The organism is Mucilaginibacter terrenus (assembly GCF_003432065.1).
Classification (GTDB): domain Bacteria; phylum Bacteroidota; class Bacteroidia; order Sphingobacteriales; family Sphingobacteriaceae; genus Mucilaginibacter; species Mucilaginibacter terrenus.
Genome location: NZ_QWDE01000001.1, coordinates 1,180,654 through 1,202,971 on the forward strand (window position 1 = coordinate 1,180,654; position 22,318 = coordinate 1,202,971).

18 protein-coding genes are annotated in these 22,318 nt (G+C 42.4%); 11 read left to right on the forward strand and 7 right to left on the reverse strand.

The genetic code is table 11. From position 1 onward, the window contains the following. Positions 1 to 19: 19 nt before the first annotated feature. Both DYU05_RS05220 and DYU05_RS05225 read left to right on the forward strand, forming a co-directional pair. Complete coding sequence (locus DYU05_RS05220; RefSeq protein ID WP_117381907.1) at positions 20 to 1,444, forward strand: MBOAT family O-acyltransferase; 1,425 nt, start codon at positions 20 to 22, stop codon at positions 1,442 to 1,444. A 2-nt stretch (positions 1,445 to 1,446) separates the two neighbouring features. After that, positions 1,447 to 2,394, forward strand: coding sequence for an SGNH/GDSL hydrolase family protein (locus DYU05_RS05225; protein ID WP_117381908.1), 948 nt, complete (start codon positions 1,447 to 1,449; stop codon positions 2,392 to 2,394). Between the two features lie 57 nt (positions 2,395 to 2,451). Here DYU05_RS05225 and DYU05_RS05230 read toward each other — a convergent pair whose 3' ends face one another. From DYU05_RS05230 to DYU05_RS05245, 4 genes are all read right to left on the reverse strand, one after another. Beyond that, on the reverse strand, positions 2,452 to 3,012 hold the full coding sequence (locus DYU05_RS05230) for a hypothetical protein (protein ID WP_117381909.1): 561 nt from the start codon (positions 3,010 to 3,012) through the stop codon (positions 2,452 to 2,454). Between the two features lie 418 nt (positions 3,013 to 3,430). Beyond that, positions 3,431 to 6,604 (reverse strand): efflux RND transporter permease subunit, encoded by a 3,174-nt coding sequence (locus DYU05_RS05235; protein ID WP_117381910.1) that lies wholly within the window; start codon positions 6,602 to 6,604, stop codon positions 3,431 to 3,433. A 55-nt stretch (positions 6,605 to 6,659) separates the two neighbouring features. After that, positions 6,660 to 7,844 (reverse strand): efflux RND transporter periplasmic adaptor subunit, encoded by a 1,185-nt coding sequence (locus DYU05_RS05240; RefSeq protein ID WP_235853954.1) that lies wholly within the window; start codon positions 7,842 to 7,844, stop codon positions 6,660 to 6,662. A gap of 3 nt (positions 7,845 to 7,847) precedes the next feature. Beyond that, positions 7,848 to 9,272 (reverse strand): TolC family protein, encoded by a 1,425-nt coding sequence (locus DYU05_RS05245; protein WP_117381911.1) that lies wholly within the window; start codon positions 9,270 to 9,272, stop codon positions 7,848 to 7,850. A 354-nt stretch (positions 9,273 to 9,626) separates the two neighbouring features. Here DYU05_RS05245 and spt point away from each other — a divergent pair, with 354 nt between their 5' ends. The 3 genes from spt (at position 9,627) to DYU05_RS05260 (ending at position 13,662) form a co-directional block, all read left to right on the forward strand. Continuing rightward, positions 9,627 to 10,832, forward strand: a complete 1,206-nt coding sequence (spt, locus tag DYU05_RS05250; RefSeq protein ID WP_117381912.1) for a serine palmitoyltransferase — start codon at positions 9,627 to 9,629, stop codon at positions 10,830 to 10,832. 71 nt (positions 10,833 to 10,903) lie between these two features. Then, positions 10,904 to 12,025 carry a hypothetical protein gene (locus DYU05_RS05255; protein WP_317127850.1) on the forward strand — a complete coding sequence of 374 codons (1,122 nt, stop codon included), beginning with the start codon at positions 10,904 to 10,906 and terminating at the stop codon, positions 12,023 to 12,025. Positions 12,026 to 12,333: 308 nt separating this feature from the next. Then, a complete protein-coding gene (locus tag DYU05_RS05260) occupies positions 12,334 to 13,662 on the forward strand; it encodes an inositol-3-phosphate synthase (protein WP_117381914.1) in 1,329 nt (442 codons plus the stop codon). 71 nt (positions 13,663 to 13,733) lie between these two features. On the opposite strand, the gene DYU05_RS05265 is transcribed toward DYU05_RS05260, so the two are convergent. The 3 genes from DYU05_RS05265 to DYU05_RS05275 are packed head-to-tail and all read right to left on the reverse strand — an operon-like array spanning position 13,734 to position 15,383. Then, positions 13,734 to 14,156 carry an arsenate reductase ArsC gene (locus DYU05_RS05265; RefSeq protein WP_117381915.1) on the reverse strand — a complete coding sequence of 141 codons (423 nt, stop codon included), beginning with the start codon at positions 14,154 to 14,156 and terminating at the stop codon, positions 13,734 to 13,736. Positions 14,157 to 14,168: 12 nt separating this feature from the next. Beyond that, on the reverse strand, positions 14,169 to 15,014 hold the full coding sequence (locus tag DYU05_RS05270; protein ID WP_117381916.1) for an arsenite methyltransferase: 846 nt from the start codon (positions 15,012 to 15,014) through the stop codon (positions 14,169 to 14,171). A gap of 39 nt (positions 15,015 to 15,053) precedes the next feature. Continuing rightward, positions 15,054 to 15,383, reverse strand: coding sequence for an ArsR/SmtB family transcription factor (locus DYU05_RS05275; protein WP_117381917.1), 330 nt, complete (start codon positions 15,381 to 15,383; stop codon positions 15,054 to 15,056). A 374-nt stretch (positions 15,384 to 15,757) separates the two neighbouring features. On the opposite strand from DYU05_RS05275, the gene DYU05_RS05280 reads away from it, so the two are divergent. From DYU05_RS05280 to DYU05_RS05305, 6 genes are all read left to right on the forward strand, one after another. Further along, the gene (locus DYU05_RS05280; RefSeq protein ID WP_117381918.1) at positions 15,758 to 18,301 is read left to right on the forward strand and encodes a DUF5686 and carboxypeptidase-like regulatory domain-containing protein; all 2,544 of its coding nucleotides are present in this window, start codon (positions 15,758 to 15,760) and stop codon (positions 18,299 to 18,301) included. Positions 18,302 to 18,333: 32 nt separating this feature from the next. After that, the gene (locus DYU05_RS05285) at positions 18,334 to 19,047 is read left to right on the forward strand and encodes a CDP-alcohol phosphatidyltransferase family protein (RefSeq protein WP_117381919.1); all 714 of its coding nucleotides are present in this window, start codon (positions 18,334 to 18,336) and stop codon (positions 19,045 to 19,047) included. Beyond that, positions 19,044 to 19,649 carry a DUF4833 domain-containing protein gene (locus DYU05_RS05290; RefSeq protein WP_117381920.1) on the forward strand — a complete coding sequence of 202 codons (606 nt, stop codon included), beginning with the start codon at positions 19,044 to 19,046 and terminating at the stop codon, positions 19,647 to 19,649. Before DYU05_RS05285 ends, DYU05_RS05290 begins: the two co-directional genes overlap by 4 nt. Before the next feature lie 6 nt (positions 19,650 to 19,655). Next, on the forward strand, positions 19,656 to 20,282 hold the full coding sequence (locus DYU05_RS05295; protein WP_117381921.1) for a sterol desaturase family protein: 627 nt from the start codon (positions 19,656 to 19,658) through the stop codon (positions 20,280 to 20,282). Beyond that, a complete protein-coding gene (locus DYU05_RS05300) occupies positions 20,275 to 21,213 on the forward strand; it encodes a phosphatase PAP2 family protein (RefSeq protein WP_117381922.1) in 939 nt (312 codons plus the stop codon). Before DYU05_RS05295 ends, DYU05_RS05300 begins: the two co-directional genes overlap by 8 nt. A gap of 221 nt (positions 21,214 to 21,434) precedes the next feature. Next, entirely contained in the window at positions 21,435 to 22,208 is a 774-nt protein-coding gene (locus DYU05_RS05305; protein ID WP_133300165.1) for a hypothetical protein, read from the forward strand. Positions 22,209 to 22,318 lie beyond the last annotated feature (110 nt).

Below are 22,318 nucleotides of genomic sequence, written 5' to 3' on the forward strand. Positions count from 1 at the left end.
CCTCTCTTTATCCTTTTATATGGTTTTTAATTCGGTAGAGTTTGTTATCTTTTTCCTGATTGTAACGCCGCTCTACTTTTTATTACCTCACCGCTTCCGCTGGTTTTTATTGTTAGCTGCAAGTTGTGTGTTCTACATGGCTTTTGTACCGGTATACATCCTGATACTGGGTTTTACTATCTTTATAGACTACTTTGCGGGCATTTACATTGCCGATGCTGAAGGCACGCGGCGAAAAATGCTGCTTACCATAAGCATTGTTGCCAATGTGGGTATCCTGGCAGTATTCAAATACTTTAACTTTATTAGTGAGAACTTCACCAGCCTGCTGCAGAGCTTTGGCTGGCAATATTCACTGCCATTACTAAAAATATTACTGCCCATCGGTTTATCGTTCCACACGTTCCAGGCCATGAGCTACACCATTGAGGTGTATCGCCGTAATCAGCCTCCTGAACGTAATTTCGGCATCTATGCGCTGTATGTAATGTTCTACCCGCAATTGGTAGCCGGGCCAATAGAACGCCCTCAAAATATGCTGCACCAGTTTTATGAGCGACATGATTTTAACTGGGATAATGCAAGTGGCGGCGCAAAGCGGATGCTGTGGGGTTTCTTCAAAAAACTGGTTGTGGCGGATAGGGCCGCAACGTACGTTGGCGCTGTTTACGACAACCCTACGCACCATTCAGGTGTAGACTTTGTGGTTGCCACTTTGTTCTTTGCCATCCAAATTTATTGCGACTTTTCTGGTTACGCTGATATCGCTATTGGCACTGCAGAGATCATGGGCTTCCGTTTAATGGAGAATTTCAAACGGCCTTATTTCGCCCGGACGGTATCTGAATTTTGGCGAAGATGGCATATATCTCTATCTACCTGGTTTACGGACTATGTTTATATATCCCTGGGAGGTAACCGGGTGTCAGTACCAAGGCTATATTTTAATCTGATGATCGTATTTCTGATCAGCGGATTGTGGCATGGCGCCAGCTGGACCTATGTTGTATGGGGTGGCATTAATGGCTTCTACCTTATTGTTGGAGCTATTGTTAAAGCGCCAAAAGAAAAGTTGCATAAAGCTGCAGGTATTACCAAGATTAATGCCTTCTACACCCTTATTCAAATAATTACAACCATAATACTGATTTCCTTCTCCTGGATATTCTTTCGCGCGAACGACATGCACAGTGCACTTTATGCGGTAAATAAAATAGTTACAGCTTGGGGACACCTATTTATTCAGGAGAACATGCTTTATGTATTTTTAGGAGCAGCGGTACTATTTTTAAGCGAATTAGTGCAGGAATATTACCCACAGCATAAGTGGTTTATAAAAAGCGACCACTTTGTGGTGAGATGCCTATCTTATTCTTTTTTAGCCGTATCAATAGTGGCGTTAGGAGTTTTTGATGGAAGCCAATTTATTTATTTTCAATTTTAACTTTGAAGCTGACTGGAAAATATCAAAATATTTATAAAGTACTGCTGTGCTTAGCACTTTTGTTTCTGCTGGACAGAACAGTTGGTTGGGGCCTGCGCTACCTTTATTTTAAGCCGAAAGAAGGCAAATACCATGATCTTACTTATGCCCTGGACTCTACCAGAGCTGATCTTGTGATTGTAGGATCGTCAAGAGCTACCCATAGTTACGTAGCACAACAAATACAAGACAGCCTGCATATAAGTTGTTATAATGCCGGCATGTGGGGTACTCGTTTTTTGCATCAGTATGCAACGCTGCAAACTATTGTACACCGGTATCACCCTAAAATAATTATCTGGGATTACTGGGAAGGCCTTGTCAAAAACGAACTTACTTATCAGGATGTGGCATCATTGGACCCTTTTTACAACACACATGAAGAAATCAGGAAAGTTATAGATTTCGCAAAGCCTTCAGAAAAGTACAAAATGCTGTCGCGGGTTTATCCTTATAACTCAACCCTGATGTATAACCTTAACAAGGTTGTAAATGCATATAAAAGCGATAAAAAGGAAGCGTCGGTAAAGGGTTTTGTACCGCTTAAACATACCTGGACAGAACCGCTAACTGTATCATCCTACAATGGAGCTACTATGCCCATTGATAGTAATTGCGTGAGGTTTTACAAAGCCGCTATAGCTTTTTGCAAAAAAGAGAATATAAAACTGATTATGATTGAATCTCCCTATTATGGCAAGTACCTGCAGCGACCAAACTACGATGTTTTAGCTGAACAAATAGCACACGAGCAGGACATACCTTTTCTTGATATGACTAACAAAGGCACGCTCCTAACGGCCGGTAACTTCTCGGAGCCTAAACACCTCAATGAAAACGGCGCGCACCTTTTTACAGCAGAGGTTATCAAAGCCATCCGTAAGCATACCGACGAGATTATAAAACAATAAAGCCCCCTGCAATTCGCAGGAGGCTTCTGTTTTGTTGTGGCTTTTGTGTTGTATGTTTTACAAACCGAAACCGTAAGCAATACGAAGACCTACTGTACCGAAGTTGTTGCTCTGGCCAGTGTAGTTCTCATAACGCACACCAACATCCCAGCTTTGGTTTGCCCAGCCTATACCAGGTGAAGCAAGAAACTTGGTGTTTGTGTCATAGTCCGGACCGCCTTTAACTTCTCCAAAACCAGAAGTTTCAAAAGCTGCACCCAGTTCACCGCTCAAATAAACATTTTGAGAAATGAAGGCTTTGATACCTACTTTAGCTGGTACTAAACCGTAAGATTTGTAGTCAACACCGGTATTGCCTATCTCTTTACCAAAATAGCCATTGTAGCCAGATGTGATGGTTAAAGCAAGGTTGTCAGCTAGGCCATACTGCAGGCGTGGAGAAACACCAAGGCCGAAGCTCGAAATATCTTTCAAGTTACCAGTTGGCAATAAACCTTCTACACCAATACCAAAGCGCCATTTTCCTCTTGGAGTTGATTGTGCACTAGCTGTAGTAGTTCCGATAAATAAAGCTGCGGCTGTAAAAGCTGCGGCTACTAAAGTTGTCATTTTTTTCATTGTCGTGTTTTTAGTAGTAAACAATTTAATTGTGATAACCCGGCATAATCAAATACTTTGCCAGTGTATGCCAATCAATACGTTAATACTTACAACTTTTTTAAAATAAAATTGCCATTTTAATAATTAGCAACGCTATTTTTGAACATAGATGCACTGATAATCAATAAATTTATGCACGCTCATGACTGTGCACGATAGTTGGCAGATAAGCTGTATCACAATTTTAAGAAATTGTGAAATCCGTTCCCGTTAGCATACAAAAGTGTATGCTTAATACTATAAAAACGTTTAATGAAACCTTGACAAAGTGGTGGCTTTGCCGTGCCGCTTAACATTAATTAACGTTATTTAACAGTTTACAACCGTTTATACCATAAAAAAAGCCCCTTGGCGGGGCTTCTCGTTATGTCAATTCTTAATGATTTTCTTCAGCGTCGGGGTCATAGTTTTTTTCCAACTCCGCCAGCTTTTCTTTGCCGTAAGCCACCTTAGTGATAAGGTAAAACAATACCGGCACGATGAATATTGCCAGCGATGTAGCCGTGAGCATACCGCCAAATACCGTGAAGCCGATTGTTTTACGTGCTTCGGCACCAGCACCTGATGCAAACAGCAACGGTAACACACCAAGTATAAACGCCAGCGACGTCATGATAATTGGCCGCAAACGAAGCCGTACCGCCTCCAGTGTAGCCTTTTCAAGTTCCATACCCCTATCCACGCGCTCCTTGGCAAATTCCACAATTAGGATGGCGTTCTTAGCTGCCAAACCTATAAGCGTAATCAGACCGATTTGCGCATAAACGTTGTTAGTAAGCGTACTACTAAATGATAAAAATAATATGGCACCAAAGGCACCAAGCGGCACGGCAAGCAGTACCGAGAACGGAACCGACCAGCTTTCATACAACGCAGCCAGGAACAGGAATACAAACCCGATAGATAAAGCAAATATGTATATTGTTTTAGATCCTGACAGGATCTCCTCACGGCTCAAACCGGAGAACTCGTACCCGTAGCCCTGAGGCAGCGTTTGCGCTGCAACTTCCTGTAACGCCTTAATAGCGTCACCCGAGCTATACCCAGGTTTTGTTGCACCGTTTATCTCCGCAGAACGGAACAAGTTGTAGTGCGATATCAAAGGTGCATTCTCAATAACCTTGTAAGAGGTAAGCGTACTTAGCGGCACCATGCTTCCCTGCGAGTTACGCACAAAATACTGCCCTATGTTTTGTATACTGGTACGATAATTTGTATCCGCCTGTGTAAGCACGCGGAAGTTACGGCCGTAAATAGTGAAGTCGTTTACGTAAGCACTACCCATATACGTTTGCAGGGCATTGTTGATGTCTGATATTGCTACCCCCAGCTTTTTAGCTTTCTCCCTGTCGATAGTGAGTTGATAAGCAGGTGTATGCGCACCAAAGAAAGAGAAAGCCTTGGCTATCTCCGGTCGTTGGTTCACGGCACCTACGAACGTGTTAAGCACCTTCTCGAAATTCTTGATATCGCCGCCTGCTTCTTTTTCCTGCAGGATGAACGAGAAACCACCTGTGTTACCTAAACCAGGTATCGCCGGAGGAGAGATAACTACAACGCTGGCCTCTTTAAATTTCAGCAGCTTCTTCTGGATAGTTGCAATCACCCCATTCAGCTGATCTTTTTCATCTTTACGCTCTTCCCATGGCTTCAGCTGCACAAATATGGTAGCACTGTTAGACTTTGTTGCAAAGTTAACCGCGTTCAAACCGCCTAAGGCTGCAAAGTGGTTTATAGCTCCTACTGTCTTCAGCGTGTCCATCATTTCGTGTAATACAGCTACAGTACGTTCGGTAGATGAACCTTCAGGCAAGTCGTAAGTTACATAAACACGGCCCTCATCCTCCAACGGGATAAAGCCGGATGGTTTACCTTTAAACAATAACACTGTACCTACCACCACGCATATCAATATAACGATAACAAACTTCGAGTGCTTAATACCTTTATCAACAGCATTACGGTAACGACCGGTAACCCTATCAAACCATAAGTTGAACTTGTAAAATAACTTGTTGATACCGGTAGAATTCTCATCTATTTTATGTGGACGAAGCAGCAAAATACACAACGCTGGGGTAAGTGATAAAGCGACAAAAGCAGATATCAATACAGAGATAGCAATGGTAATTGCGAACTGCTGATATAACCTTCCTACTATACCCGGCACAAAACCAACCGGCACAAACACTGCCGCGAGGATGAGCGCAATAGCAATAACTGGAGCGGATATATCTCGCATGGCGTGTTCTGTAGCTTCACGCGGATCCATCCCCTTTTCATCCATGTAGTGCTGAACTGCTTCCACCACCACGATGGCGTCATCCACCACAATACCTATTGCGAGTACGAAGCCAAACAACGTTAGCGTATTAATAGTAAAGTGTAGCGGAATAAAAAAGATGAACGTACCAACTATCGATACCGGAATAGCCAGTACAGGTATAAGTGTTGTACGCCAGTTCTGCAAGAACAGGAATACCACCACAATTACCAGCGCCAGCGCGATAACTAAGGTTTCAATTACTTCTTCCAATGAAACCTTTACCACTGTTACCGACTCGAAAGGTACTACGAAGTCCACATCCGCAGGGAATGTAGCTTTTAGTTGCTTCATAGTAGCCACAACATTGTTTGCTGTTTCGATAGCGTTACTACCTGGCGCCTGGTATATAAGCAGGTACGAGGCACGTTTACCGTCAACAAATGAGTTACCGGAGTAATTAAATTTACCAAGTTCCACACGCGCCACATCTTTCAGGTGGACTACCGCGCCGTTTTCAGGGCGGGTTTTTACGACTATGTTCTCAAACTCGGCTTTGCTGGTTAAACGGCCTTTTACAAGAACGGTATACTCAAACGTTTGCCCCTTCATTTGTGGTGTAGCACCAACGGTACCAGCGGCAACCTGGGCGTTTTGCTCTTGCAATGATTGCGTAACATCAGCAGCAGTCATGTTGAGTGCCGCCAGTTTATCGGGCTTCAGCCAGATACGCATACTAAAGTCGTCTGCACGGGTAAACACGTCACCCACGCCTTTAGTACGCAGCAAAGCGTCTTTAATAAATACGTTGGTATAGTTATCTACAAAAGTTACATCGTGTGTGCCCTTAGGCGAAAACATGGCAACCAGCATCAGGATGCTTGGATTACGTTTACGCACGATCAAACCAAGTCGCTGTACTTCCTGCGGCAGCGTTGGCTGTGCAATACCCACACGGTTTTGTACGTCAAGCGCTGCTATATTAATGTCAGTACCTACTTCAAAGTTAACCGTCATGCTCATGGCACCGTTGCTGGTGCTGTTACTTTGCAGGTAGGTCATGCCGGGGGTACCATTCACCTGCACCTCTACAGGTGTAGCAACGGTTTGCTCTACTGTTAACGCGTCGGCACCGGTGTAGTTACCGGTAACCTGTACTGTAGGTGGTGTAATTTCCGGGTACTGCCCTATCGGCAGGCTCAGGATAGAAAGGATGCCCACGATAACTATCACCAGTGATATTACAATGGCGGTTACTGGGCGTCGTATAAAGGTGTCTGCGATCATTATTAAATTCTTTAAGCTTTAAAATAGGGTACTACCCTCCTGCTTATTGGTCTTTTTATTTGCTTTGAGTTGCAGGTTTACCTCCGCCAGCCGGGGCACCTGCGCCTGAAGCTCCTGCTCCTGTTGCAGCCGGAGGAGGGCCAAGTGTTATCTTACCACCGTCTCTTAACCGCTGGAAACCTTCAGTTACAATTTTATCGCCCGGTTTAACGCCGTCAAGCACAATAACATTAGCCTGTACACGCGGGCCTAACGTTACCTTTTGTTGTTTGGCGATAGTATCCTGAGAAATGAATACAAAGTACTCGCCCATTTGCTCAATTACAGCTTTGTAAGGTATCTGCACTTTATCACCAGATGCCGTGTTAAGTACCTTAAGCACACCGCTCATACCGTCCTTAAGATCATCTTTAGGATTGGGGAACTGTATACGTACTTTAATACTTCCGGTCTGATCGCTTACACCACGGTCAATCGCGAACACCTTACCATGATAAGGGTACTCATCTCCATTGGCCATCGTTAACCTAAAAGTAGAATCGCTGCTTGCTTTTTGAAGTTTGTAAAAGCGATCGATGTCCTGCTCGTTTACTACAACATCAACACCTATAGGGTTGCCTGCAGAGATGGTGTTCAGCAAGGTTGTACCCGGTGACACCTGTGCGCCTAGCTTTACCTGTGAGATGCCGATACGGCCGGTGAATGGCGCGCGGATGGTAGCATAAGAAAGATCAGTAGCTGCAGATGCAAGTGCTGCCTGCGCTACGCTCACCTGGCTGCGGCTGGTTTCATAAGCTGCGGTGGCCTGGTCAACAGTTTGGCGGGCAACAGCATCATTTTTCAACAGCATGTTATACCTGTCTACGTCTTTTTGTGCTTTTACCAGGTTAGCCTTTGCGCTGGAAACGTTGGCTTGTGCCTGTTCGTAAGCAGCAACATACTTGCGCCTGTCTATTTCGTACAAAGGTGCTCCTTTTGTAACCACATCACCTTCTTTAAAGAATATGCCGGTGATAAAGCCGCTTACCTGGCTGCGAAGCTCTACGGTGTTAATAGCTGTTACTACACCCTGGTAGTTATCATAATAGGTTGCATATGCTTTTTCGGCAGCAACAACGTTTACAGGCGTAGGGGGCGGTGCAGCCGCGGCAGCATCTTTCTTACTTTTATCACCGCAGGCTGTTACAGCGAGCAACGCAACAGCGGCTAAAAACGAATTGTATTTGTTTATCATGGTCATATTCTATTCAAGTGGCAAGGTTCCTAAAGCTCTTTGAAGATCAATTTTTGCTGATAGCAGCTGGAATAACGCGTTGTAGTAATTAAGTTCGGCGGTGCGAAGGTCGGCCTGAGCAACAATAACATCCAGGTAAGTTTTAATACCCTCACGATATTGCAAATCCACTACCTTATATACATCCTGCGCAAGCTGCACATTTTGGCTTAGCAGCTGCCAGTTGGTGTAATTGCTTTTATAATTTGCAAGCGCCTGTACATACTCAGTGTTAATGGCATTGCGGGTATTTTCAAGGTCAAGATCTGTACGTTTAACCTGCAAGCGGGCCTTGCTTAAGTTTTGTAACCTTTTTGTACCGGTAAAAATTGGAATGTTTAATGAGAGGCCAACGTAAGATGTTGGGTATCCTTTATCGTACAAACCACTAAAGCTATCATTAAAGTAAGCAAGGCTATAAGCGCCTACAGCAGATAATGAAGGCAGGAAACCCCAACGGTAATAAGACACATTAAGGTTTTGCAGGCTTTTAGTGCTTTCTAACAAACGGTATTCAACCCGGTTGCCGTAATTCAACATCTGAGTAGTGTCTGCCACCGCTTCGTTTTGGAGTCGTGCAGAATCATACGACAGTACTATCTGTCTGTTCGGGTCGAAACCCATCGTTTGTTTTAGGAAAGCAGTTTTACTTTTGATAGCTTCCTGAGTTTGCTTTTGTGATGCGAGGGCGTTGTTTAAGGCGATAGTTGCCTGTTTATAATCTGTTTTATCAACCACACCTGCCTGGTAGCGCGAGTAAGCATCCTTTAAACTGCGGCGAAGCCGTACAATATCTTCCTTAATAATATCCAGTTGGCGCTGAGAAAGCAACACATCGTAAAACGCCTTACTTACATCAGATACCAGGTCTATTTTGTTGCTCTCGGTATTTTGCTTGTAGTACTGCCTTGAGTATTTAGATGCACGCGACGCCAGCAACACATCATTATTATATATAGTTTGACTAGCCGATACGCCAAGTGTAGATACATTTTTAGCTATGGCCAGGTTCTGCTGTGAAGTGCCGGTGCCTGTTCCTCCCGTGCCTGTACCACCTGTGCCGGTTCCACCGGTACCAGTACCGCCAGTGCCGGTACCAACACCTGTTGCCACACCGCCACCAATGATGTTGGGACGCTGAAAATAATGCTGAACACTATTGCTGCTGTTCACCTGCGGCAGCCATCCCGACAAACCTATACGGATGTCGCGCTCGTTGATCTGCTCATCAATATATGCCTGCTTTAGTACAGGCTGGTTGCGCAGCGCGTACTGTACACTTTGTTTTAATGTTACAATAGCTACTCCCGTATCAACTGAGGAACTTTGAGCAAATACCGCAATTGGTAAAAAAAATAGTATATTAGTAAGGTATAGAAAGCAGAATTTTTTCATAGAGGAATACAGTTCGAATATTACAACCAAAATAGGGACCGAAAGTTCCCATTGATTTTTGATTTATTAAGTATAGCGCTGCGAAGATGAAACAATTATAAAACAATATAAAGTTGGCAACAGAATTTTTACTTAGTAAAGATATTTAGGCTTAAAACAGCATAATTGTTCATCTTTTTGAGAGAAATTGAAAATTGGTGACATTGATTAAATAAAAATTTAATTAATTTGCCTGATGAAGTAGTATGCCGTGGCGTGGCTTGAATGAAATGTGTGTAAATTTTTTTGCATGTTGTATGCCCGAGTTTTGCTTATTCATGGTATTTTTACAAAAATTTAAAGAAGTGTTAATAAATGGTTAAAAAGTTACACGAGAAGATAGCCCAGTTCCAGGATGCGAATATGATCCGGGCACAGGGACTGTATCCTTTTTTCAGGCCTATAGAAAGCGGCCAGGATACAGAAGTTATTATAAATAACCAGCGTGTTTTAATGTTTGGTTCTAACTCCTATCTGGGATTAACCAACCACCCCAAAATCAAAGAAGCTACAAAAAAAGCCATTGATAAGTATGGATCTGGCTGTGCCGGATCAAGATTTTTGAACGGTACACTTGATATTCATATTGAGCTGGAAAACCGTTTGGCAAATTATGTTGGCAAAGAAGCTGCTGTGCTTTTCAGCACCGGCTTTCAGGTGAACCTGGGCGTATTATCATGCATTACCGGCCGTAACGATTACTTGATACTTGATGAATACGACCACGCCTCTATTATAGACGGCAGCCGTTTGTCTTTCTCTAAAGTGATCAAATACGCGCACAATGATATGGCAGATCTGGAGCGCAAGCTTAGCATCCTGCCGGAGGAAGCCGTGAAGGTTATTGTGGTGGACGGTATCTTCAGCATGGAAGGCGATATTGTTAAATTGCCCGAAATTGTTGAGCTAGCTGATAAATATGGTGTTAACATTATGGTTGACGACGCCCACAGTTTAGGCGTTATTGGTAAAAATGGCTCTGGCACTGCATCTCACTTCGGCCTAACCAACCAGGTAGATCTGATCATGAGCACCTTTAGCAAGTCTCTTGCCTCTCTTGGTGGTTTCATTGCTGCCGACTATGAAACTATAGATTACATTAAACACCGTGCGCGTTCTTTAATGTTTAGTGCGAGCATGACGCCTGGCTCAGTTGCCAGTGTTATTGCTGCTTTGGATATTATAGAATCTGAACCTGAACGTATACAGAAGCTTTGGGATAATACAAATTATGCCATGAAACTGCTTACCGACGAAGGTTTTGATGTAGGCGCTACTGAAAGCCCGATCATACCTATATATATACGCGACAATGCCAAGACTTTCCTGGTGACAAATTACTTGCAAAAGGCAGGTATCTTCGTTAACCCGGTTGTCTCTCCTGCTGTACCTTCCGACTCATCTTTACTGCGTTTTTCTTTAATGGCTACGCACACATTTGAGCAGATAGATGAAGCTGTAGAAAAGTTGATAGCGGTATGTAAAGAAGTTGGTGTAAACACCATTAAAGAAAATATATAACCAATTATCAACTGTCTGTAAAAGCCCTGCTTCTGTTCATTGCCCCCGCTGTGTCCCGGAGTTAATCTCTCATGATGAAAAAAATAGTCCCGGTTCAATCAAAAAAAGAGCTTGCTTCTTTTATTGATTTTCCGCATGAATTGTACAAAAACGATCCAAACTACGTACCGGAATTATTTATAGCTCAAAAGGATTTGCTAACCACGCACCCTTTTCACAAGCACTCATCGCTGCAAACATTTTTGGCTTATGACGGAGACAAGATAGTTGGCCGTATTGCCGCTATTTACAACACCAATCATAACAAATTCAACAATGTTAACGATGGCTTTTTCGGCTTTTTTGATTGTGAGAACAACCAGGAAACTGCCGATCTGCTGTTAACTACTGCGGCTAACTGGGTTAAAGAAAAAGGTGCTACTAAGTTAGTAGGCCCGGTAAACCCATCTACCAACGAAACCTGCGGGCTTTTGATCAAAGGTTTTGATAAGCCGCCGGTTGTTATGATGCCGTACAACCCCCAGTATTATGTTACGCTGCTAGAGCAAGCAGGTTTACAGAAACAGACAGACTTACTAGCCTGGTACTGGGAAGGCGGAAATTACAATGATAAATCGTTACAGATGCTAGACAGGCTGCAGGAACGCCTGACACGCAATAGCGGCATTACTATACGAAAAATAAACCTTAAAAAATTTAAACAGGAAGCTGATGCCTTGCGTGATGTATACAACAAGGCATGGGATAAGAACCTTGGTTTCTTCCCGATGACCAACGAGGAATTTGATTATACCGCTAAAGATCTTAAGATGATACTTGACCCCGATTTCGCGCTTGTTGCTGAGCAGAATGGGAAGATAGTAGGTTTTGGTGTTGCCATACCAGACATCAACCAAATACTAAAAACAATAAAAAAAGGTCGCTTATTGCCTACCGGTATTTTTAAGCTCCTGTTGAATAAAAGTAAGATACAAGGTATCCGTATTATGCTTCTAGGAGTTATAGACGGGTATCGCAAGATGGGCATAGAGGCTTGCCTTTATGGTAGCATTATAAAAGAATACCGCCGTAAGGGCTTGAAATATGCAGAAGCATCATGGACGCTTGAAAAAAACGACATGGTCAACCGCGCTATCGAGGCAATTGGCGGCGATCAATACAAAACATACAGGATTTACGAAAAGGAAATATAAGATAACCTATCTCTGAACAAGAGGAACAGAGCAAGATACAAGTGCAATGCCCCAGGAATACCAAGCCCTTGCACCAAAGCAGTTCAAATTGTATATTTTAGTTTCATCTGCCTGTAAACTTTGTAAATAATACTGTCGGCTTGAAGGTAAAAACGAGTTCTTTGCGCCGCAGACCGGGCAACTAAAACCGGCTACACATCAGACATGGCTTAGACCATTATGAAAAACAAGAAAATGATAACTATCGTGGGTTGCTTCTTCAGCCGGCTTAGGATAGTTTCATTATACATTTAACACTAATTACGATAATGAAGATCAACATTAAACCTGCCGAAGGTAAACTAGGTATTTTAATACCAGGTTTAGGAGCGGTAGCTACAACCCTGATTGCCGGCGTTGAAGCCGTTAAGAAAGGCATTTCTCAGCCTGTGGGTTCACTTACACAAATGGGAAGCATCCGTTTAGGAAAAAGGACTGAGAACCGTCACCCGAAGATCAAAGACTTTGTGCCTTTGGCTAAGTTAGAAGACATTGTTTTTGGTGGTTGGGACGTATATGAAGATAACGTGTACGAAGCGGCAATGAACGCAAAAGTACTTGAGCCAACATTATTGAACCAGGTACGTGAAGGCTTAGAATCTATTAAACCGATGAAAGCCGCGTTTGATAAGAACTATGCTAAAAACCTGGATGGCACCCACGTTAAAACCGGTACCCGCCAGGAACTTGCTGAGCAGGTGATGGAAGACATCAAGAACTTTAAAGAGCAGAACGGACTTGACCGTGTGGTATTAGTTTGGTGCGGTTCTACGGAAGTTTACTTTGAAGGTTCGGAAATACACGAAACCCTTGCTGCTTTCGAGCAGGCATTAAAGGACGATGACAAACGCATTGCTCCTAGTATGATCTACGCATATGCTGCTTTAAAGCTGGGTGTACCATTTTCTAATGGCGCTCCTAACCTTACGGTGGATATCCCTGCGATGATCGAGCTGTCTAAGTTAACACAAACTCCTATTGCAGGTAAAGACTTCAAGACCGGTCAAACTTTAATGAAGACCGTTTTGGCTCCGGGCCTTGCTGCACGCGCATTGGGCGTACACGGCTGGTTCTCTACCAATATTTTGGGTAACCGTGATGGTTTGGTGTTAGACGATCCGGATAACTTTAAAACTAAGGAAGTTTCGAAACTTGGCGTATTGGAAGATATCCTTCGCCCTGATGAGAACCCTGAGTTGTATGGTGAGATCTTCCACAAGATCCGTATCAACTACTACCCTCCTCATGGTGATAACAAAGAAAGCTGGGACAACATCGACATTTTTGGCTGGTTAGGCTACAAAATGCAGATAAAGATCAACTTCCTTTGCCGTGACTCTATCCTTGCAGCGCCTATTGCTTTGGATCTTGCTATTTTCAGCGATATGGCTAAACGTGCAGGCATGAGCGGTATACAGGAGTGGTTATCATTCTACCTGAAGTCGCCTCAAACTGCACCTGGTTTACACGCAGAAAACGACATCTTCAAACAGTTGATAAAACTGGAAAACACCCTGCGTTACCTGATGGGTGAAGACCTTATCACGCACCTTGGTCTTGATTACTACGATGACATGTTTGCAGGTCAGCAACAGTAACATTACATCTCTACAATAACAAATAAAGCCGGGTAAATACCCGGCTTTATTTGTTTAAAACGTTTATTAGGTCAGCTATCTTTCAGGTTTTCGTTCACAAAGTTTTGAATATAATTTCTGATCATCTCCCTTACTATTCTGAATTGTTCCATAATCTCCTCTTCAGTTCCCGTCGCTTTTGCCGGGTCCGGAAAATTGTAATGCAACCTGACAGCATTCGACGGGAAGTAAGGGCAGCTTTCTTTAGCTTTATCGCAAACAGTGATTACAAAGTCGAACGGGATGTTTAAATACTCATTCACATTGTTTGACGTATAATCGCTAATATCTACGCCGTCTCGCTTCATAATTTCTATTGCTCTAGGATTAACACCATGTGTTTCGATGCCTGCGCTATAGATACTTGCTTTTCCTTTTGTAAAATGGCGCAGGTAGCCATCGGCTATTTGGCTACGGCAACTATTACCTGTACATAATACTAGTATATTCTTCATTTGATTATCAAGTTAACTGCAACAACCGGGTGCACAGCAGGCTTGGGATTCTGTTGGCTTTTGAGCAAACACTGTCACACTGAAAATACCTGTACTTCCTCCTTTGAATGCAGACAGTTCCTGTTCATTCAGATATTTAGTTAAGATATCATCCGGGATAATGATCGGTTTTTCTTTCTGTACCGTCATACCTGTGAAACCGTTAGCAACAATCAAATCGAGATAGGTATTTTTCTGGATAGCACCAGACACACAACCTGCATACATCTCAGCGTCGCGCCTTAATGCTTCGGGCAGATCTCCTACCAAAACCACATCAGATATACTAAAATGTCCTCCTGGTTTCAGCACACGATAAATCTCCTTGAAAACGCCGTCTTTATTTGGAACCAGGTTAAGCACACAATTGCTTACAACAACATCGGCAATGTTAGAGGTTACGGGCATTTTCTCAATGTCACCCTGCCTGAACTCAACATTATTAAAGCCCAGCTTTTCTGCATTGGCACGTGCTTTATCAATCATAGCGGGAGTAAAATCTATTCCAATTATCTTGCCTGTTTCCCCTGCTTCCGCTCGGGCCACAAAACAATCGTTACCAGCGCCGCTCCCAAGGTCGATAACCACATCCCCCTTCTTTATCAATGCAAATTGTGTGGGCAATCCACACCCAAGCCCCAAGTCTGCTTCAGCATTGTAGCCAGCTACCTGCGTGTAGTCGTCCGTCATAATGTTGTATACTTCCGTGGAACATCCTCCGGCACCACAACAAGACGATTGATTGGTTTCCTTGTCCTGTAAAGCAATTTCGCTATACTTCTGCCTTACAATTTCTTTTAATTCCTGATCTGTTTCCATATTTATTGTAATATTACGATTGATTTTATGAAATAAAAATTAACAACAAGTGCCGCTTTCCTGATAAGAAGAAAACAGCACATTAAATTTCTCCTGAAGGTTCTTCCATGCTTTTGGTTCGATGCAATAACAAACACTTACACCTTCAATAGTCCCTTGTATAAGGCCGGCGTTTTTTAGCTCTTTTAAGTGCTGTGAAATAGTTGCCTGTGCTAAACCCAATTCAGTGACCAGGTCGCCGCATATGCAGGCATTAGCTTTAATTAGTTCTTGCAGAATGGCAATACGTGCCGGGTGGGCAATAGCTTTTAACTGAACAGCCAATTGGTTCTGCTCATTAGTATACATCTCGGTTTTAGTCACTCCCATACATCGCAATATTACGATAAATAGTTGAGATACAAGTTTATTTTGTATTTAACTTACTACTCTCCAATTTTTATCGTACATGGTAACAATTACCAACCTAGCACGTCTACATCAGCAATAAGCTACATTATTTAATACAAAAGATGAGATCACAAACTACAATTTTGGTTCCACCGGAGTTAAAATCAACAACTACATTTGACTTTTTGACCACAATAGTCTGTAGCGAATTTTTGCTACATTTGCACCTTAAGTAGCAGGCAAATTCCAAATTATCACTAGCTACTTATTATCAATAGCAGTAAATTAAAATTATCCCCATTAAGTTAAATTATTAGCCAGTTAGGTTGTATCCGCCAACAGCAAGTTTATAAATGAATAATAAGATCAATACCAAGTATTTACTGCTAATACTATTCTTGTTTGTAAGCTCAGCGTTATCTGCTCAAACCATTGTTACCGGCACTGTTACCGATGCCGGGAATAAACAACCGCTTCCATTTGTAACCGTTACTTTCCCCGGTAGCACAATAGGTGTTAACACAAATGACCAGGGCCAGTTTTCTATAAGATCTTCTCAGCCGTATACTCAGCTTAAAGCCAGTTACCTTGGCTATAAGGATGCCATAGTTCAGGTTACGCCGGGCAAGCAGCAGGTGATCAACATCCGCATGTTTCCGTCTGCAAAATCGCTTACTGAAGTTACAGTAAAAGGAAAAAAGAACGCGCGCTACACCAATAAAGAGAATCCTGCGGTAGAACTCATCCGCAAGGTTATTGCTAATAAAGATAAGAACCGGCCCGAAGCTTACAATTTTGTAGAATATAAACAATACGATAAGATGCAGTTCTCGCTCAGCAACTTGTCAGAAAAGATAACAGAGCGTAAATTCTTCAAGAAATATAACTTCCTTTTCGAGAATAAAGACAGTGTAAGCTATCCCGGCAAATCGTTACTGCCCATTTACCTGGTAGAAAAGCTATCTCAGGTATACTATCGCAAAAGCCCTGAGATTAAAAAGGAAGTGCCGTTGGGAGAAAAAAGCGTGAACTTCGGCCCTGCAGTTGATAACGAAGGTGTTGGTCAATACTTTAAGCACTTGTATGCAGATGTTGATATATATGCTAACAGCTCTTACCTGCTTGGACGACAGTTTTTAAGCCCCATTGCTGATGCGGCACCCTCTTATTACAAATTCTTTATCACAGATACAATTACAACTGCCGACAACAAGAAACTGGTACAGCTAAGCTTTACGCCACGTAACACCAACGACATCTTGTTTGAAGGTGATATATATATTACGCTTGACGGTAACTACGCCGTACAAAAGGCTGCCCTTACCATAAATAAAAACATCAACGTGAACTTTGTTCGCATGATGCATGTCGACCTTAGCTTTGAGGCCAATCCAGACGGTCGTTATCACCTTAGCCGCAGCAACACCTTTGCGGATTTCGGTATCACGCAAAAGCGTAAAAGCGGGCTTTTTGGGGTGCGCACCGTTACGTTTGCTAACTATGTTGTGAACAAACAGGAGCCTGAGTTTATGTACGCCCCAAATATGGAGGTGAACGACGAGGTGAAGCACCGAAGCGAAGAATTCTGGCGCGAGAACCGGCTCGATACACTTACCACAGCAGAATCAAAGGTTTATAAAAACATTGACAGCCTCACCCACATGCCGTCCTTCCGCCGTACTGCTGATTTGGTTACCCTTTTATTGGCGGGATATAAAGGTTTTGGGAAATTTGAAGTAGGACCTGCAAGTACGTTTTATAGCTTCAACCCCATAGAAGGTTTTAGGCTGCGTGTTGGTGGCCGTACTACAACGGAGCTAAGCAAACGCTACTATTTTGAAGGATATGGTGCGTACGGTTTCAAAGACGACCGCTGGAAGTACTTTCTAGCGGCAACATACTCACTTAATAGTAAAAGTATTTACCGTTTCCCGCAAAACTACCTGCGTGTAAGTTATCAGCGTGACACCAAAATACCGGGCCAGGAGCTACAGTTTATACAGGAAGACAACGTATTGTTATCTTTTAAGCGTGGCACAAACGATAAGTACTTGTATAACGATCAGTTCAAAATTGATTATGTGCGCGAGTTTGAGAACCACTTTTCGTATAAACTAGGTTATCGTAACTGGGTGCAAACACCTACCGGCACATTGTTCCCGTTTGTTGACAACAGCAACAACATCATTTACCACCTTACCACGTCAGAGGTATCTGCGGGTATCCGTTATGCTCCAAATGAGCAATACTACCAGGGTAAAATGTTCCGCACACCTATCATTAATAAATATCCAATTGTATCGCTCGACTTTACAGCAGGTTTAAAGAACTTTTTAGGCGGAGAATATAATTACCAGGACATAAAGGCAAGATTTGATAAACGCTTTTATATAGCTCCATTCGGATTTTCAGACGTAACTGTTGAAGGTTCGCGGATATTTGGCAATGTACCCTATCCGCTATTAAATATTCACAGAGCCAATCAAACCTTTGCCTATGTTATCGACTCTTATAACCTGATGAACTTTCTTGAATTTGTAAGCGACAGGTCAGCAAGTGTAAATATCGACCAGCATTTCGGTGGTTTCTTTTTTAATAAAGTACCTTTGCTAAAACGTTTAAAGCTGCGCGAAACAGCATCTTTCAAGGCACTATGGGGAGGAATAAGCACGCAAAATAACCCGGCTACCAATCCGGAGACTTTTCAGTTCCCGGTTAACGCTGCGGGTGCGCCTATTACCTACACACTTGGCAATACTCCTTATATGGAAGCCAGTGTTGGTGTAGAAAACATTTTCAAGTTTATCAGGCTTGACGTTGTAAAAAGACTATCGTACCTGGACCACCCGGATATTGCCAAGATTGGCTTAAGGGTCAAAATCAAGTTCGATTTTTAATTATTGTTGAATTTTTTTATTTTTATTATATAATGGAACAGCAAACATCAATACGCACCAGTTTACAGCTGGGGATATACAAGATTATTGATCCGTTTGTTAAGCTGCTGATCAAATTGGGCTTAACACCAAATGCGGTTACATCAATTGGTTTTGTATTGAACGTAGGCGTTGCGGCCATCTTCATTATTGGAGCTGAGGACGGAAACCGGGGGGATTTTACTTATGTGGGGTGGGCAGGTGCCCTTATCCTTTTTGCAGGATTATTTGACATGCTGGACGGGCAGGTTGCACGTTTAGGTAATATGAAATCGGTATTTGGCGCTTTATATGACTCGGTGCTTGACCGTTATAGCGAACTTATTATGTTCCTGGGCATATGCTACTACCTGGTAGCCCACCATTACTTTCTGAGCTCTATATTCGCGTTTATAGCGCTTATAGGTTCGATGATGGTGAGTTACGTAAGAGCGCGTGCAGAAGGCCTTGGGGTAGAATCAAAAGGTGGCTTAATGCAGCGCCCGGAACGAGTTATTACCATCGGCGTCTTCGCTATAGCTTGTGGCATTACATCATCATACATCGGTGGCGATTATAAGCTGTTTGTACCCGGCATTCGCTTCCACGTGTTTGAAACCATGTCGGTTTTCACCTTTCCTATTGCAATACTTGCTGTATTAACAAATTTTACTGCCTTTAAAAGGTTAGTAGACGCCAAAAAGGCGCTGTCAGAGAACGAGCAATGATCTGGTACAAAAGTTTAAGATTACCGTTACTTTTAGTAGGGTTAGTTATTTGCGCAACACGTACACAGGCGACAAGTATTACCGATCCGGACAGTCGTTTAAGGCTGAACAATGCTTACGAAGGCGAGAAGCCAATTGTTTTTCCTACGCCTCCTGCAGACCTCAGCAGGCTGTTCTACGTACAGCGTATGCCTAATATCAACACGCTGATATACGAGCTTAACATTGACAAAGAAACAGGTAAGCCCAACGAGGATGCACCGGTACACCCCTACTGGATACGTTATGCAGATAAAGGCCAGAAAGAAGAGCTGAACTATGTACAACGCAAGTTTGCTTATGGGCTGGTGCAGAAAAAGACCGGTGAAGACAAGTATGATATCAGGTTTGTGTCATACAAAAAATTTCCGCTTACCCTTATGAAGGGTGCTGACGGAAAATATCATATCTTCGCAACTGTTGCGCAAAAGTTAATGGCGCTTAGTTATATATTTATTAAAATAGAGGGAGGTTCTTTCTGGTTGCCCAATATTGTGTATGTGGAGATGAGGGGCAACGACCCGGTGACCGGAAAAGAAATTACAGAACGTTTTAAACCCTGATGTTTTATGGCAAGGAATTTTGTTTCTAACTCGCAAGAATCCGTAAGGATGTTCAAAAGCGACCTTTTAGAAGGGTTGTCTAAAGTGCACTACTTTGTGCCGATTATAATTTTTGTACCTGTTATACTGGTTTGCAGCTATTTTGCCTACACAAACAACATTGGTGTTGGTAACTATATATGGTTGTTTTTAGCAGGCCTGTTCATATGGACGCTTACCGAATATGTTATGCACCGCTTTGTGTTTCACTTTGTGCCAAAGGCGCCCTGGGCATTACGCCTGCACTTTATATTCCACGGTGTACATCATGATTACCCCAGCGACGCAAAGCGTTTGGTAATGCCGCCTTCCGCCAGCATACCTTTAGCTACCGCTTTTTACTTGCTGTTTAATGCTTTGCTGCCGGCCAATTACATTTTCGGCTTTTTTCCTGGCTTCATCTTAGGTTATCTTGTGTACGATATATCGCACTACGCCATACATCATTTCAACTTTAAAGGAAGCTTTTGGAAGAGGATTAAACAACACCACATGCTGCACCATTACCAGGATCCAACCAAGGGTTACGGTGTGAGCTCTCCCCTTTGGGATAAAGTGTTCAATTCGGATTTTATTAAAAAGCAGAATGGCTGATGCTGTTAATGGCAGCATCCGTATCAATCTTAAAAGTGTAAGTGTTGTAACGGGGCTGTCGGTTTTATACCTGATTATCTCCTACTTTCTGGTCGGCTTCAAAAGCGATCAGTTGGTGCTTATAGGCATCTTCAATGTACTTTTCTATGCATCGGTAGTTACCCGTAAATTCATCCTGGGTTTTTCTATCTTCATTGTCTATTGGATCATCTTCGATTATATGAAGGCGTTTCCAAACTACAATTATAATCCTGTAGCTATTGACGACCTGTACAACGCAGAAAAAAGTTTATTTGGCATTTACGTTGACGGTAAGCTGTTAACTCCAAACGAATACTTTTTGATCAGGAGTACATCCTTCATCGATGTAATGGCCGGTCTTTTTTACCTGTGCTGGATACCGGTTCCTCTTGGTTTTGCAGCCTACTTGTTCTTTAAAAATAAGCAGCAGTTCTTATACTTTTCGCTTACATTTGTTGTGGTAAACTTGCTGGGCTTTGTTGTTTACTATACCTACCCTGCGGCACCACCCTGGTATATACAGGCACATGGTTTTAACTTTCACCCTTTAACTCGCGGTAGCACCGCCGGGTTGGACCGTTTTGACAAATACTTTAACGTAAATGTGTTTAAATCCATTTACTCTAAAGGGTCTAATGTTTTTGCGGCAATGCCGTCGTTACACTCGTCATACCCGGTTATAGTATTGTATTACGGAATAAAAAATAAGCTTGGTGTAGCAAATATCTTTTTCTTTATAGTAACCGTAGGAATTTGGTTTACAGCTGTATATGCTAGCCACCACTACGTGTTGGATGTTCTGGCCGGTATTATATGCGCAATACTGGGTATAATACTATTTAATTTAATTCTCTCTTCTTCTAAGCTTATCAAAAGGTCACTTGATCATTACGAAAAGATCATTCAGTAGGCTATATTCAAGATTGTGAATAGTATTGTGTACAATTATTTAATAGTATTTACATTAAGCATACTGTTGATAAATATAATTTATGCACTTTTACCTGCATATCAGCGGGTTATATCATCCATACCTCAGATTGCAAGCGCCGGATGAACTTAGAAGCTTGTTACACTTATTCGGGCATGCAATTTGAATAACAATGGTGTATGTATGATATCTGCAACCAGATGAAAAAACTATTTATCCTTACCGCACTTCTATTTGCCGTATCCAGCCTAAAAGCAGCGCAGCATAGTGATCTTGACAGTTTGAAACAAAAGCTGCAATTGATTGCCTATGATTCACTAAAAGCTCCTGTATATACCGAAATAGCTAACGAGTATTTAAAATATGATACGATAACCAACCGAGGCATGAGGTTGAGATATCAAAACGAAGCTATCAACTACAGCATGATGGCTTTGCACTTGTACAGCCGTTACGATGATACATTAGGGTTGCGTACCTCATTCGAAGCATTATCTAAGGTATACACATCTCAGCGCAAGTTTGCACAGGCCAAATGGTTTATTCTGCAAAGCAACAGTATCTCCAGATTAAGGAACGATACTACAAACATTATATCTTCTCTTGTAAAGTTGGCCAACATAAAAATGCTTATTAAAGATTATAAGCTGGCCATGCGCGACCTTAATGAAGCTCTTGGTATGTCAATAAAGATCCGCACACCGCAAATGGAAGCCCTTGTACAAAAGAATTACGGATTTCTGTACAACAGAATGAAGGATTATGAAAAAGGCACGATTGCCATGAAGCGTGCAGATGACATACTGGACAGCATTAAAAAAGATGAAGAAGCTAAACTTACTGCGCTGCAAGTAGCACCTGATACCTCTGGTAGTAAGAAAGTAAAGCCGGTAACGAAAAAAAAACTACTCGCATCGTCCACAAAGAAAGCAGTTCGCAAAGCTCCGGTCAAAAAATTGGTAGCATCGTTATAGTTACTTCTATCATTGTTATCCTTGTTGTAATATTTAGCTACAGAAAAAGGAACACATAATCAGCTTTTGCCAAACTAAACCTTAAATGTTTCACGTTGTCCTATATACGT

Coding starts and splice junctions, on each gene's coding strand:
- DYU05_RS05235 (WP_117381910.1), bottom strand. CDS start 6,604: ATGATCGCAGACACCTTTATACGACGCCCAGTAACCGCCATTGTAATA.
- DYU05_RS05290 (WP_117381920.1), top strand. CDS start 19,044: ATGATCTGGTACAAAAGTTTAAGATTACCGTTACTTTTAGTAGGGTTA.
- DYU05_RS05230 (WP_117381909.1), bottom strand. CDS start 3,012: ATGAAAAAAATGACAACTTTAGTAGCCGCAGCTTTTACAGCCGCAGCT.
- DYU05_RS05265 (WP_117381915.1), bottom strand. CDS start 14,156: ATGAAGAATATACTAGTATTATGTACAGGTAATAGTTGCCGTAGCCAA.
- DYU05_RS05305 (WP_133300165.1), top strand. CDS start 21,435: ATGAAAAAACTATTTATCCTTACCGCACTTCTATTTGCCGTATCCAGC.
- DYU05_RS05255 (WP_317127850.1), top strand. CDS start 10,904: ATGATGAAAAAAATAGTCCCGGTTCAATCAAAAAAAGAGCTTGCTTCT.
- DYU05_RS05260 (WP_117381914.1), top strand. CDS start 12,334: ATGAAGATCAACATTAAACCTGCCGAAGGTAAACTAGGTATTTTAATA.
- spt (WP_117381912.1), top strand. CDS start 9,627: ATGGTTAAAAAGTTACACGAGAAGATAGCCCAGTTCCAGGATGCGAAT.
- DYU05_RS05285 (WP_117381919.1), top strand. CDS start 18,334: ATGGAACAGCAAACATCAATACGCACCAGTTTACAGCTGGGGATATAC.
- DYU05_RS05245 (WP_117381911.1), bottom strand. CDS start 9,272: ATGAAAAAATTCTGCTTTCTATACCTTACTAATATACTATTTTTTTTA.
- DYU05_RS05275 (WP_117381917.1), bottom strand. CDS start 15,383: ATGGGAGTGACTAAAACCGAGATGTATACTAATGAGCAGAACCAATTG.
- DYU05_RS05240 (WP_235853954.1), bottom strand. CDS start 7,844: ATGACCATGATAAACAAATACAATTCGTTTTTAGCCGCTGTTGCGTTG.
- DYU05_RS05300 (WP_117381922.1), top strand. CDS start 20,275: ATGGCTGATGCTGTTAATGGCAGCATCCGTATCAATCTTAAAAGTGTA.
- DYU05_RS05270 (WP_117381916.1), bottom strand. CDS start 15,014: ATGGAAACAGATCAGGAATTAAAAGAAATTGTAAGGCAGAAGTATAGC.
- DYU05_RS05220 (WP_117381907.1), top strand. CDS start 20: ATGGTTTTTAATTCGGTAGAGTTTGTTATCTTTTTCCTGATTGTAACG.
- DYU05_RS05295 (WP_117381921.1), top strand. CDS start 19,656: ATGGCAAGGAATTTTGTTTCTAACTCGCAAGAATCCGTAAGGATGTTC.
- DYU05_RS05280 (WP_117381918.1), top strand. CDS start 15,758: ATGAATAATAAGATCAATACCAAGTATTTACTGCTAATACTATTCTTG.